Source organism: Clostridium sp. 1001283B150225_161107_B6, assembly GCF_015556325.1.
In the GTDB taxonomy this organism is placed as follows: Bacteria; Bacillota; Clostridia; order Lachnospirales; family Lachnospiraceae; genus Enterocloster.
This window is the reverse complement of the sequence record NZ_JADNMD010000001.1, coordinates 40,169-52,809: the sequence shown is the minus strand read 5'-3', so window position 1 is coordinate 52,809 and position 12,641 is coordinate 40,169. Positions and strand designations below refer to the sequence as shown.

Annotated in this window: 12 protein-coding genes; all 12 read right to left on the bottom strand. The window is 52.6% G+C overall.

Features of this window, described 5'->3' with window-relative positions; all coding sequences use genetic code 11:
• Positions 1 to 41 precede the first annotated feature (41 nt).
• The 12 genes from I2H39_RS00290 to I2H39_RS00235 all read right to left on the bottom strand — a co-directional run bounded on the left by I2H39_RS00290 (position 42) and on the right by I2H39_RS00235 (position 12,553).
• Positions 42 to 719: an acetyltransferase gene (locus I2H39_RS00290; protein ID WP_227146861.1), complete on the bottom strand. Its 678-nt coding sequence runs from the start codon at positions 717 to 719 to the stop codon at positions 42 to 44.
• Between the two features lie 47 nt (positions 720 to 766).
• Complete coding sequence (locus tag I2H39_RS00285; RefSeq protein ID WP_195625521.1) at positions 767 to 1,222, bottom strand: GNAT family N-acetyltransferase; 456 nt, start codon at positions 1,220 to 1,222, stop codon at positions 767 to 769.
• A gap of 31 nt (positions 1,223 to 1,253) precedes the next feature.
• Positions 1,254 to 1,883: an acyl-CoA reductase gene (locus I2H39_RS00280; RefSeq protein WP_227146857.1), complete on the bottom strand. Its 630-nt coding sequence runs from the start codon at positions 1,881 to 1,883 to the stop codon at positions 1,254 to 1,256.
• A 204-nt stretch (positions 1,884 to 2,087) separates the two neighbouring features.
• Positions 2,088 to 2,888, bottom strand: a complete 801-nt coding sequence (locus I2H39_RS00275) for a MerR family transcriptional regulator (protein WP_138307314.1) — start codon at positions 2,886 to 2,888, stop codon at positions 2,088 to 2,090.
• A gap of 193 nt (positions 2,889 to 3,081) precedes the next feature.
• Positions 3,082 to 4,176, bottom strand: a complete 1,095-nt coding sequence (trpS, locus tag I2H39_RS00270) for a tryptophan--tRNA ligase (protein ID WP_195625520.1) — start codon at positions 4,174 to 4,176, stop codon at positions 3,082 to 3,084.
• 177 nt (positions 4,177 to 4,353) lie between these two features.
• The gene (locus I2H39_RS00265; RefSeq protein WP_195625519.1) at positions 4,354 to 5,457 is read right to left on the bottom strand and encodes an RluA family pseudouridine synthase; all 1,104 of its coding nucleotides are present in this window, start codon (positions 5,455 to 5,457) and stop codon (positions 4,354 to 4,356) included.
• Positions 5,458 to 5,481: 24 nt separating this feature from the next.
• Complete coding sequence (locus I2H39_RS00260) at positions 5,482 to 6,246, bottom strand: SDR family NAD(P)-dependent oxidoreductase (protein ID WP_195625518.1); 765 nt, start codon at positions 6,244 to 6,246, stop codon at positions 5,482 to 5,484.
• A gap of 5 nt (positions 6,247 to 6,251) precedes the next feature.
• Entirely contained in the window at positions 6,252 to 8,201 is a 1,950-nt protein-coding gene (locus tag I2H39_RS00255; RefSeq protein ID WP_138307323.1) for a YgiQ family radical SAM protein, read from the bottom strand.
• The gene (locus I2H39_RS00250) at positions 8,198 to 8,860 is read right to left on the bottom strand and encodes an HAD family phosphatase (protein ID WP_178332269.1); all 663 of its coding nucleotides are present in this window, start codon (positions 8,858 to 8,860) and stop codon (positions 8,198 to 8,200) included. Before I2H39_RS00250 ends, I2H39_RS00255 begins: the two co-directional genes overlap by 4 nt.
• 60 nt (positions 8,861 to 8,920) lie before the next feature.
• Positions 8,921 to 9,751, bottom strand: a complete 831-nt coding sequence (locus I2H39_RS00245; RefSeq protein ID WP_330640924.1) for a pseudouridine synthase — start codon at positions 9,749 to 9,751, stop codon at positions 8,921 to 8,923.
• The gene (locus I2H39_RS00240; protein WP_195625516.1) at positions 9,742 to 11,127 is read right to left on the bottom strand and encodes an RsmB/NOP family class I SAM-dependent RNA methyltransferase; all 1,386 of its coding nucleotides are present in this window, start codon (positions 11,125 to 11,127) and stop codon (positions 9,742 to 9,744) included. The genes I2H39_RS00245 and I2H39_RS00240 overlap by 10 nt, the downstream gene beginning before the upstream one ends.
• Positions 11,128 to 11,185: 58 nt before the next feature.
• Positions 11,186 to 12,553, bottom strand: coding sequence for an MATE family efflux transporter (locus I2H39_RS00235; RefSeq protein WP_195625515.1), 1,368 nt, complete (start codon positions 12,551 to 12,553; stop codon positions 11,186 to 11,188).
• Between the last annotated feature and the right edge of the window lie 88 nt (positions 12,554 to 12,641).

Sequence of the window (12,641 nt, the reverse complement as noted above, 5' to 3'; positions counted from 1 at the left end):
TAGCCGTTACCTGCATCCGGTGCAAATCTGTACTCATTGTTTCAATCTGCAGATTTTCTTATATCCTTTGCAGGAACACCAACCACCACCGCATAGTCGGGTACATCCCGCACCACCACGGCCCCTGCCCCCACAGTGGCCTCCATTCCAATCCTAATTCCATCTATGATTGTGCATCCGATGCCCAGAAATGTTTTTCTCCCCACAATGGTGTGACCTGCCATGGACACCTTGGGACAGACGTTTACATAGTCCTCCACCGCACAGTCGTGTTCAATATCAGCCTGGGTATTTATGATGCAGCCTGTTCCTATGGATGCACATGCATTTATCACGGCGGCGGCATGTATGGTACAGCCCTTTTCTATTCTGGAAAGAGGACTTATAACTGCCGTTGGATGAATGATTACAGCCAGCGGAATACCCAGGGACTTAAGCCTGGAAATTTTCTTCTCACGCAAATCATTGCTGCCCGTGGCAACGATTACTTCATCATAGGATTTCATGACATCCCACAAATTCCCTTCTTCCCTGAATATCCGACGGCCCGGAATGGGACGGTGTCCCTTTTCCTTTAATTCCATGAAATCAATACAGCTGTATCTCTTCATGGCCAATGCGCAATCCAGGGTCACAATTCCCTGGTCGCCCGCTCCCCATATAAGCAGCCGTTTCATTGGCTGGTCATTTTCCCTGTCCTTTCTATCCTCATTCCCCATATTCTGTCCTCCGGTTCTCCATCCCCATCGCGAACACTTATACACCATCAGTTAAAATAGTAAACCAGGTACCTCTCTTTAGCCGAAAATCCCATCCTCCTGTACATCCCCAGAGCCTGTTCGGAGGAATTCAGACATACCATTCCAGCCTCTTTCCCGGCCTTTTCCATCAGTCTCTCCACCATCCGTGTGGCAATGCCCTGACAGCGAAATGCCTCATCCACCCACACATTGGTAATCTGTCCCACACGTCCCCTGGGATTCTCATTGGACGGCAGCACATCGTAAAAGTACAGGGTGGCCGTGGCGGCCAGCTCTTTGCCTGAATATCCCAAAAGTGTATGACAGGCATTTTCCTTCATTTTATTCCCGTAAAACCCCCGTATGGATTCCTCCAATTCCGTTCCTGCCTCACACCGGGAAAACATCTTTAAATCCCTTATCCGCATCCGGACAAGAAAATCCAAATCATCCCTGACGGCAAAGCGATACTCCAATGCCATATGACTCCTCCTTTATGTCCCATAGCCGCTTCTATGGTTTCCATACACGCTGTCCTTGTTCCTGACTGACAAATCTTACATATCTTCTCAGGGCATATTCCCCATCGTGTGCCTCTCCTGCAAACGGTGACGACATGGTACCCGCCCTGGTGATACGCCCAACGCCGCTGGATGCCAATAGGTTCATAAGCGCAGGCCGTCTGTCCTCCCTGCAAATCAGACCTGCCGTCTGGAGATATCCCTTATGGCGCCTTAAGCAGCCAAACACCCTTCCCTCCGGCAGACGCTTTACCAGACAGTTGCCAAACATGGGTGAGAGCTCCAGCTCATGGTCTTTGCAGGCTGTAAGGCTGCATCCGTTTCCCAGGTACAGCTTTCGTTCCTCCTTTTTCCCATGCACAATCCGTTCCAGGCTGTCATTATATTGTTCCAATGCCAGTGCTGCCTCTGACATGTTCACGGCGGAAGCCCGGGAGTCCGCGCGCAGTACAGGGGAGTCCGCGCACAGTACCGGGGAGTCACCGCGCAGTACCGGAGAGTCACCGTTATCCCTGACTGCTGACAGAAACAGGCGTCCGGTCCCCTGTCTGTCATAAATATCCTTTGTCCAGAACAGTCTGTATCTGCTGTACCTGCCCTTCATGATTTCATGCTGTGCCATATATCCTCCCCATCCCATTCCAGTGCGCCCTTTGTTCAGCAGTCCGCCCCGCTATTCCCTTGCCCGGACAAAATTTACTATATTATCCAGTATATTGGACCAAAGAAGGCAAGTCAATGGCGGGCCCTGTATATTAAGGATATCTTCATAAAATTCAAAACAAGGCCCTGCAAAATCAAGAGGCCTTTGCGGCCTCCCTGTTCTTTACTTTTTCACCGGGAAGAAAATCTCTGTCACCCACTCATCCGGCGGGAGCTTGTCAAACTGGGTCTTGCGGTAAATCTCATAGGGCATCCCATTCATGTGATAGCCGTTGGCGTTAATCCAGGCCACGATGGCGCCGTATGCATCCGGCAGTCCGGAATACGCTCCCTTGTGAATGGTAGTTGCACACAGGCATCCCTGCATGACAAAATCAGCCTTTTCCCGCTCCGTAATCCCCACTCCCAGCTCAATATCGCTGTAAGCCGGGTCAAATTCCTGGTCATGATAGATGGCCATGACCACCCCGTTTATGGTCAGGTGCTCCCTGGCAATCTTTTCATATATCTTTCCGTAATATGTGCCGAATTCCTCCACTGACATTTTATGTCTCTGTGTAATGAGGACCTGCTCCTCTGCTTCCTTTATCTGAATCTCATAATTGTTCTGATAACTCATAATGTCACCTGTCCTTTCAAACTCTTCCAGATGATACCCCATTTCCCTGATGGTTATGGAGATATGCTCCATCTGCCGCTCCAGGCGGAACCTTTGTTTGTGCAGCTGCCGCAGCAATTCCCTGCTGTCCGGGATGGTAAGCAGACTCTGGATTTCCGTAAGGGAGAAACCATAGCGTTTCAGCCTTCCAATCAAAAGCATGGTGCCAATCTGAGCATCCTCATAGTACCGGTATCCGTTTATCTCATCTGTTTTTTGGGGCTTTAAAAGGCCTATCTTATCATAATGACGCAGTGTCTTCACACTCACCCCGCATACTTTTGACATCTGTCCTATGGTCAGCATGTTACGCTCCTCCATTCATTTACTGTTTACCTGATTCGAATCTGCTACAAGTATAATCTCTGACCTAAGGGCAGAGTCAATGGTTTTTTCTGAAAAATTCTGCTGGATTTTGTTGATGTGGTACCATGTAACAGAAAAAGACCCCGGCCTTTTCCGCCGGAGCCTTTATCCCTTTATTTTCCTCTGCTAAAGCCTACTGCATCTCAGTCCTGAACCGCTCAGCCTGTTCTGCAATCAGCTCCTTATCCTCAAAATAGTTGATTTTCATAGCCCTCTTCATCTCTGCCAGAGTCTCGGCCGCCTTCTGTTCCGCCTTGCGGCTGCCTTCCTCCAGGATACGGTAAACTGCAGGAATGTCCTTGGCAATTTCCCTGCGGCGCTCACGGATTGGCCGCAGTTCATCCTGAAGCACACTGTTGAGGAACCGCTTCACCTTCACATCGCCCAGACCGCCTCTGGTGTAATGGGCCTTCAGCTCATCCAGGTTCTTGTAATCCGGCAGATATGTTTCAAAATGCTCATCCCGGCAGAATGCATCCAGATAAATAAACACCGGATTTCCCTCCACCTGTCCCGGGTCCTCCACCCTCAGATGGTTTGGGTCGGTGAACATGGACATGATTTTTTTCTTTACCTCCTCCTCGGAATCAGACAGGTAAATACAGTTTCCAAGGGATTTGCTCATCTTGGCCTTGCCGTCTACGCCAGGCAGGCGCAGACACGCCTTATTGTCCGGCAGAAGGATGTCCGGCTCTACCAGAGTCTCCCCGTAGACACTGTTAAATTTGTGTACAATTTCCCTGGTCTGCTCAATCATGGGCGCCTGGTCCTCGCCTACCGGAACAGTGGTTGCCTTAAAGGCAGTGATATCCGCTGCCTGGCTGATTGGATATGTGAAAAAGCCCACAGGAATGCTGGCCTCAAAATTACGCATCTGAATCTCAGACTTTACAGTGGGATTGCGCTGAAGCCTGGATACGGTCACTAAATCCATATAGTAAAATGTCATCTCGCACAGCTCGGGCACCTGTGACTGGATGAACAGAACGGATTTCTCCGGGTCCAGTCCGCATGCCAGGTAGTCCAAAGCCACCTCTATAATATTCTGGCGCACCTTTTCCGGATTGTCTGCATTGTCGGTCAGCGCCTGGGCATCGGCTATCATGATATAAATTTCATCAAACTCTCCTGAATTCTGCAGCTCCACCCTGCGTTTTAAGGAGCCTACATAATGTCCTACGTGAAGCCGTCCTGTGGGGCGGTCACCGGTCAGTATAATCTTTCCCATCTGATATATCCCTCTCATTTCTCCAGCCTCAGGCCGTTGCCGGCCAAAAAGCTGTTTTTACTTGTACATAAACATGCCTGAAAAATCCTTATTTTCAAACATTATCTAGCATAACCCAAAGATGAATTCCTGTCAAGAATTCCCTGCCCCGGTCCGGGATAAACCTTCCCTCCCGGGTCAGGACCCCCCCTGTCTTTCGGAGGGCATCCCAATCCCTTCCCCCTCCATGACCGCTCTGAATATCCCGGGCAGACCGGCGGAAAACTCCTTCCCCCTCAGCTGCTCCAGCGGCGCAGGAAGGGTTTCAGGCATGACCAGCCTCCAGGAATGAAGGAGCTGGGACCGGACCCCGTACTTTTTCTTCACTGTGTCATTCAGGCCGCGGCTTCCATACTTATAGTCACCCACAATGGGATGGCCGGTGGATGCCAGGTGGGCGCGGATTTGATGGCTTCTTCCGGTAATCAGGGTCACCTGCAGCAGCGTAAATCTTCCGCTGCCTGCCAGAGGCAGGTATTCTGTCATGATGGGCACACTGTCCTCCACTTCCAGCGGATAGATGCTCACCGTATTGGTGCTCCCGTCTTTTTTTAGGAATCCTGCAATCAGCTGCTTCTCCTTTATCTCACCGGCAACCAGGCACTGGTAGTACTTGTGTATGCTCCGGTCCTTAAAGACCTCATTCATTACCTGAAGACCTGCCAGGGATTTTCCGGCCACCACCAATCCGCTGGTATTTCTGTCCAGGCGGTTGCAGATAGACGGCTTGAAGGTGCGCAGCTGGGATATGGGAAGCTTTCCGGAATCAATCAGATAATTAAGGATGTACTCGTTCAGGGACATGTCGCTGTCCTTGGCCTTTTGCGACAGCATGCCGGATGGCTTGTTCACCACCAGGATGTGCTGGTCCTCATAGACAATGTCCAGATGTCTCCTTCCCTCACATTCCCCGGTTCCCCGCGGTTCCCCGCGTGTTCCCCGTGCCCTTTCCCGCTTCTCATCGGGCCACGGGGCTGCGCCCTTTCCGTCTCCCGGCCGTTCCGTATATCCGCCGGTATCCGGAACAGAGAACTTTTCTATGGTTTCATCTGAGAGGAACAGCTTAACCTGGTCCCCCTCTTCCAGCCGTTCGGAACCATCACATTTCTTTCCATTCAGCGTTATATTTTTTTTCCGCATCATTTTATAGATAAAACCCTTGCCGGCCTGGTTCAGATATTTTGTAAGCAGCTTGTCCAGCCGCTGCCCTGCCTCGTTCTGGGTAATCGTCAGTGTCTGCATATGGGGACACTCCTTCGTAGATGATTATTCATTCATGAAACTCATGGCTGACAGCAGCAGGCGGTGGGGAACCACCTTACACAGCAGCCGGAAGGCTTTCATGGTAATGCCGTAGACGGATAGCTCCCTGCCTGCTATGCTGTCCCGGATAGCCTTTTGGACCACCCGTCTGGGATTTGCCATGACCAGCTGCTTATAAAGCGGAATCACGCCCGTGGACTCGGCAATGTCAAAGAACTCCGTCTTGACCGGACCGGGGCACACGGCCGTCACATAGATTCTCCTGCTGCGCAGCTCCTGGTTCAAAGCCCTGCTGTAACTGAGGACAAAGGATTTTGTGGCTGCATAGATGGCAAATCCGGGCTGGGGCAGGAAGGCCGCTGAAGATGCATACTGGATAATCCGGCTGTTGCATTCCATATAGGGCAGCACCATACGGGTTACGGCGCACAGAGCCTCGCAGTTCAGGGCAACCATATCCGTCTCGCACTTTAACCCCAGTTCCTCCACCTGACCAATCATACCAAAGCCTGCTGCATTGACCAGAAACTTTACCTGGGGCTTTCTGGCGCTCAGCGCCCGCCCAAGCACGTCCCTGTCCCGTTCCTCTGTAAGGTCCAGCGCGAATTTGCGCAGGGGAACCCCTGCCTGGCGGTCCAGTTCGTCCATCCGTTCCCTTCTCCTGGCTATAATCCATATCTCGTCAAAGCCTTTGAAATGTTCCCACAGCTGGATGATGGTTTCCCTGCCCATACCGGAAGACGCTCCGGTCACTACAGCAATCTTCATACCTGTCACGTTCCTTTCTTTTTGTGGATGTTGCGTATGGTCTTCTTAGGTCTTCCGGAGCCCGGCAGCTTCTGGCCGCGGCTTCCCGGGTCCGCCGGCTTACGCCCGGTCCCCGTACCCTTTCCCGCTGCTGCGCCTGCCGTCCCGCCCCTGTATCCGTCCCTTGGACGAATCAGGCATTTCCGGTCATATCCAATCAAATCCGTACGCCCAGCAATCTTAAGGGCTTCTGTCACCAAATCATAATTCTTGGGGTTCCTGTACTGAATCAGGGCTCTCTGCATGGCCTTTTCATGGGGATTGACCGGCACATAGACCTGTTCCATGGTTCTGCAGTCATATCCAGTGTAGTACATGCAGGTGGAAATGGTGGACGGGGTGGGATAAAAGTCCTGCACCTGCTCCGGCATATACCCCAAATCCCTGAGATACTCAGCCAGCTCCACCGCCTCCTTCATGGAGGAGCCGGGATGGGAGGACATAAGATAAGGCACCAGGTACTGTTCCTTGCCCAGCCTCTGGTTCATCTCCTTATACTCCTTCACAAACTGGCGGTAAACGCTGTTCTTCGGCTTTCCCATACGCGTCAGCACCTTGTCCGCCACATGCTCCGGCGCCACCTTAAGCTGTCCGCTGACATGGAACTCGCACAGTTCCCGCAGAAATTTCCGGTTGGAATCCGCCAGTACATAATCAAAGCGGATGCCGGAACGGATGAACACCTTCTTCACCTTGGGAAGGGCCCTAAGCTTCCTCAAAAGAGCAATGTAATCGCTGTGGTCGGCCCGCAGATTCTTGCAGGGCTCCGGAAAAAGGCACTGGCGGCCGGGACATGCCCCCCTGGTCAGCTGCTTTTCACAGGCCGGGAAACGGAAATCCGCCGTTGGTCCCCCCACGTCATGGATATATCCCTTGAAATCCGGCTCCTCTGTCAGAAGCTTTGCCTCCTCCACCAGGGATTCATGGCTTCGGGCCTGGATAATACGGCCCTGATGGAAGGTCAGGGCGCAGAAGCTGCAAGCGCCAAAACATCCGCGGTTGCTAATCAGACTGAACTTGATTTCCCGGATGGCAGGCACGCCTCCAAGCTCCTGGTAAGACGGATGGTAGTTTCTCATGTAGGGAAGATGATAGACCTCATCCATCTCCTCCTGGCTCAGGGGCTTGGACGGCGGATTCTGTACCACAAAAAGCTGGTTTCCATAAGGCTCCACCAGCCGTTTGCCGGAAAATGGGTCCGTATTGCTGTACTGGATATAGAAGCTCTTTGCGTACTCCTTCTTATCCTTTAAAAGCTCCTCATAATCAGAGAGCATTTTATAATCATAAACCGATTCCAGGCTTTTTGTCTTATAAACCGTACCGTCAATGAAGGTGATGTCCTTCACGTCCAGACCGCTGTCCAGTGCATCGGCAATCTCCACAATGGACCGTTCTCCCATGCCATAGGATATCAGGTCTGCCTGGGAATCAAGCAGTACGGAGCGCTTCAGTTTATCCGACCAATAGTCATAATGGGCAAGACGGCGCAGGCTGGCCTCGATTCCTCCTATAATGACAGGCACATCCTTATACACGGACCGTATCAGGTTGCAGTACACCACCACTGCATAGTCGGGCCGTTTGCCCATGACGCCGCCCGGTGTATAGGAGTCTTCCTTCCGGCGTTTCTTTGACACGGAATAGTGGTTTACCATGGAATCCATGTTTCCAGCCGATACCAGGAATCCCAGCCTGGGTCTTCCCAGCACTTCAATGCTCTTTTTATCCTTCCAGTCCGGCTGCGCAATAATGCCCACCTTATATCCATGGGCCTCCAGCAGCCGCGATATGATGGCCGTGCCAAAGGAGGGATGGTCCACATAGGCGTCCCCGGACACATACACGAAGTCGCACTGCTTCCATCCCCTTATGCTCATATCATTCCGGTTCATGGGTAAATAATCGTTTTTCATCCTGCCGCTCCATCCAACAATTCAAAATAATCCCTGATATAGTAATCTGCCAGCTGTTCCTTCTCCGCCTTCATCTCCATGGAAAAGGCATCCTCCACAGCAAATACGGTCATGCCCGCATTCTTGCCGGCCTGAATGCCTGCAGGCACATCCTCAAACACCACACAGTCCTCCGGCGCCACCTGAAGGCGCTCCGCCACATTCAGGTATATGTCCGGGGCAGGCTTACCGGCAGCCACCTCGCAGGCCGTTGCCACCACCTTAAAGTATCTGCGGATATCCAGGGAATCCAGCACCGCATCCACCATGGCCCTTCCGTTGCTGGTGGCAATACCCGCCACCAGTCCTTTTCCCGATATAAACTCCAGAAACGCCCTGGCTCCCGGCTTCAGGGGTACTTCCTTCCTGTATTTCTCGATGGACATCTGTATCCAGGCATCCTTTATCTCATCCAAAGACTCCTTTAACCGGAACCGTTCCTTAAAATACACCGCGGTCTCAGAGAAACTCATGCCCTCGATTTCCTTCTGCAGGTCATCCGGGCAGCTAAGGCCAAACCTGGCCAGGTATTCTATGTCTATGGCCTTCCACATCCACATGGAATCCACCAGGGTGCCGTCCAAATCAAATATAACTGCTTTTTTCCTGTTTAACTTCATCTTTCCCCATTTTCCTCTGTCTATAAACATGTTGGCAAGTATTCTGTGACTCTTATATAGTTATACACGGTTTCTGCGGTTCCCGCAATCCTTTATGGAAGTCTCCTCCTCCGGAGTCAGAGGACGGTATTCCCCTGGCTCCAGCACCGGGTCCAGCACAAGGGGCCCCATGGACATGCGCTTCAGATACTCCACCCTGCATCCCAGCGCCTCAAACATTCGCTTAATCTGGTGGAACTTTCCCTCCCTGATGGTTACCAGGACTTCCTGCAGCTCCTTCTCCGTGCCCGCAGCCCCCTGTATCTTAAGCTTTGCAGGAAGGGTCACGGTGCCGTCCTCCAGCCCGATTCCCTCCTCAAAACGCCTTACTGCGTTCTCCGGGAGTCCGCCCGATACATGGGCCAGATACACCTTGTCCACATGCTTTTTAGGCGACAGCAGATTATGGGCCAGCTCTCCGTCATTGGTGATGAGAAGAAGACCCTCGGTGTCAATGTCCAGCCGCCCCACCGGAAACAGGTCTTTTCGCAGAGCTTCCCGTATAAGCCCCACCACAGTGGGATATTTTCTGTCCTCGGTAGCGGACACCACGCCCCGGGGCTTGTTGAGCATATAGTATTCCATCCTGGCATAAGCCACCCTGCTCCGGTCCACTTCTATAAGGTCTGTCTCCGGATTCACCTTCCGGTCCGCGGCCTTTACCGCTTCTGCGTTTATCCGGACCCGGCCTTTTTTCACCATATCCTTTACCTGGGTACGGGTTCCGTATCCCATTTCAGCCAGAAACCGGTCCAGGCGCATCTGCTCACTTTTCCTGCCCTTATCAGCCATCGGTTCATTTCCTCCCACTGCGTTATTTTCCTTCCAGTATGTCCGCCCGGCTACTGCCATCTCCAGCCGGGATAGTACTTATTCTTCAGACTCATGCCCGTACCCTTGGCCCAGCCCAGCGCATAGCCCTCCATGGCTGCCAGGCACCATCCCTTTACCGGACCTTCCCCTCCTTCCAGGGAAATGGTCTCCCCTTTCAGGTAGCGGAGAATCCGGCTGTCATCCGCACAAAAACTGACAGCAGCCGGAAACTGTCCGGCCTGTAAGGACATGGCCAGGGCCTGGGATGGTTCAAACCGCCCTTTTTTTAACTCTCCCAAAAGCAGGCCCGTGCGCAGGAATCTGAGGGGCAGGTTCCACGCAAGCCCTTCCGGCAGATAGTAGGCATTGTCCTGGTGTATAACGATTCTGCTGTAATCCCATTCCACACTGCACTGCCTTAAAAATGCATCCAGCTCCTTTTCCTTGTCCGCAGTCCCGGAAGTCCTAATCTGAGCTGCCCGGGTCCCCCCGTCATCCCCGCCCCGTTTACGCATCAGGGCCAGGAAATGCCCTTCGCCTCTTAAGCGGTGGGGAAACAGACGCATACAGCCGGAGAGCCCGAAGCCGCCGCAGGCTCCCGGCACTTTATCAAGGTCCAGACAGCACAATTCCATCTGGGGAAATTCCTTCAGCACATAGGAGACATTCTCCTCATCCTCCTGCCTGGAAAATGTACAGGTAGAGTAGAGCATGTACCCGCCCGGCCTGAGCATGGAAACTGCCTGGGAAAGTATACGGCGCTGGACGGGCGCATAATATTCCGGTCCCTTTTCCAGCCAATCCCTAACCATATTCTCATCCCGGCGGAACATGCCTTCCCCGGAACAAGGGGCGTCCACAAGTATTTTATCAAAAAATTCCGGCCACACGCAGGCCAGCTTTTCAGGCGTCTCACTGGTAACGCAGATATTGGCTGCCCCGGCCAGCTCCAGATTTTTGAGCAGAGCCCTGGCCCTGGAATAGCTGATGTCATTGGACACAAGCATACCCTGGCCCTTAAGCCTTGAAGCCAGCTCCGTGCTCTTGCCTCCCGGAGCAGCGCAGAGGTCCAGCACCCTGTCTCCCGGAGCCACAGGCAGCATTGCGGCCGGAGTCATGGCGCTGGGTTCCTGGAGGTAATAAAGTCCCGCATAATAAGCCGGATGCTTGGAGGGCCTTAATACCTCCTCATCCAGCGTCCCGTCATAGTAGAAGCCATTGTCTGTCCACGGCACCGGCTCCAGGTTCCACGGCACCAGCTTTGCCAGCTCCTGGGGCTTTGCCTTCCATGTATTTACCCTGAGTCCGGGCTTCCACTCCTCTTTAAAGCTTTCCAGGTACTGCCCGTACTCCTCCCCCAGAAGCTCCTGCATCTCTGACAGGAATGCCTCCGGAAGCTGTCTCACATCCGTCATATCATCCGCCCTCGTTTCTCTGCGGCAGCACAGGACCGGGCCGCCGCAATCGTTTTAATCATATCACATCCGCCATGATTCTGCTACCGTGTGTTTCTTTCCGGGAAATCCTGGAGATTTTGTAAAAGTAATAGGGCACAATGGGAATCAGGGCTGCCAGCCAGGCCGCCGGGTCTGCCAGGCACACGCCCATATAGCCGAAGCTTCCTGCCGCAGCCGCCACTATGGCTGCCCTGGCCAGCAGCTCGAACACGCCGCCCATCATGGGCATGAGTCCGTATCCCAGGCCCTGCAGGGCATTCCTGTACAGGAAGATGCTTCCCAGGAAGGGGTAGCACCATGCCACTGCCTTGAAATACGTTCTGGCAGCATCCATTACCGCTGTCTCCGAGGAATCGATGAAAATATGAATCAGCATATCCCCAAAAAAGCGGATGACCAGAATCATCACCACGCTCCATACCAGAATCATGACCTGTATGGATTTAACGCCCTGGTGAACACGGTCCATACGTCCTGCGCCCCGGTTCTGTCCCACATAGGTTGCCGCCGTTGCCCCAAATGCCACGAATACAGTGGATACAATGTTCTGTATCTTGCCCGCAGCTGAAAAACCGGCAATGTACACAGACCCAAAAACATTCACTGCCCCCTGGACAATGATGGTGCCTATGGCTGTTATGGAGAACTGAAGTCCCATGGGAATCCCGATTGACAACAGACGCCCCATGGTGCCAAAGGAGATGCAAAAATCCTCCCTGCCCAGCTTCAGTATATCGAATTTCTTCACAATATAGAGGAAACACAGCAGGGCGGAAACAGCCTGGGCAATGACGGTGGCATAGGCGCAGCCCTCCACTCCCATTCCGAACCAGATAATGAATGCCACATCCAGGAACACATTGATGATTGCGGAAATAATCAGGAAATACAGAGGGGACCGGCTGTCCCCCAGAGCCCTCATGACTGCTGCCAGCCCGTTGTAGGCAGCTGTGGCAAAAAGTCCTGCGTAAATAACCGCCATATAGCCGGCCGTGTCGTGAATGATTCCGTCCGGCGCATTCATCAGGCGGAGGATGGGATAATTCAGTATTTCCAGCGCAATTGTCATAACCAGCACAAAGGCCAGGCACAGATAGATGGACATGGCCACATTGTGGCGCATCCTTGCGTATTTCCGGGCCCCGAAATGCTGGGCCACCATGATGGAAAAACCGCTGGTAAGACCGTTCAGCCATCCAATCACCAGGAATATAAGGGATGTGGTGCTTCCGATAGCTGCCAGGGCATCCACTCCGATAAAGCGCCCGGCCACAACGGAATCAGCCAGGTTATAAAACTGCTGGAATATGTTTCCCAGACAGGTGGGAATCATGAACTGTAATATCAGTTTAGCCGGTTTTCCGGCTGTCATGTTATTTGTCATTTATCAATCTTCTACCTTTCCAAAAATAGCAGGCATCATTATAATACAAAATCATGGAATATTCCAGTTGTTTTTTATCCTCTTAATG

Coding starts and splice junctions, on each gene's coding strand:
- I2H39_RS00260 (WP_195625518.1), bottom strand. CDS start 6,246: ATGAAGATTGCTGTAGTGACCGGAGCGTCTTCCGGTATGGGCAGGGAA.
- I2H39_RS00285 (WP_195625521.1), bottom strand. CDS start 1,222: ATGGCATTGGAGTATCGCTTTGCCGTCAGGGATGATTTGGATTTTCTT.
- I2H39_RS00255 (WP_138307323.1), bottom strand. CDS start 8,201: ATGAAAAACGATTATTTACCCATGAACCGGAATGATATGAGCATAAGG.
- trpS (WP_195625520.1), bottom strand. CDS start 4,176: ATGGGAAAGATTATACTGACCGGTGACCGCCCCACAGGACGGCTTCAC.
- I2H39_RS00235 (WP_195625515.1), bottom strand. CDS start 12,553: ATGACAAATAACATGACAGCCGGAAAACCGGCTAAACTGATATTACAG.
- I2H39_RS00245 (WP_330640924.1), bottom strand. CDS start 9,751: ATGGCAGTAGCCGGGCGGACATACTGGAAGGAAAATAACGCAGTGGGA.
- I2H39_RS00290 (WP_227146861.1), bottom strand. CDS start 719: ATGGGGAATGAGGATAGAAAGGACAGGGAAAATGACCAGCCAATGAAA.
- I2H39_RS00240 (WP_195625516.1), bottom strand. CDS start 11,127: ATGACGGATGTGAGACAGCTTCCGGAGGCATTCCTGTCAGAGATGCAG.
- I2H39_RS00275 (WP_138307314.1), bottom strand. CDS start 2,888: ATGCTGACCATAGGACAGATGTCAAAAGTATGCGGGGTGAGTGTGAAG.
- I2H39_RS00250 (WP_178332269.1), bottom strand. CDS start 8,860: ATGAAGTTAAACAGGAAAAAAGCAGTTATATTTGATTTGGACGGCACC.
- I2H39_RS00280 (WP_227146857.1), bottom strand. CDS start 1,883: ATGGCACAGCATGAAATCATGAAGGGCAGGTACAGCAGATACAGACTG.
- I2H39_RS00265 (WP_195625519.1), bottom strand. CDS start 5,457: ATGCAGACACTGACGATTACCCAGAACGAGGCAGGGCAGCGGCTGGAC.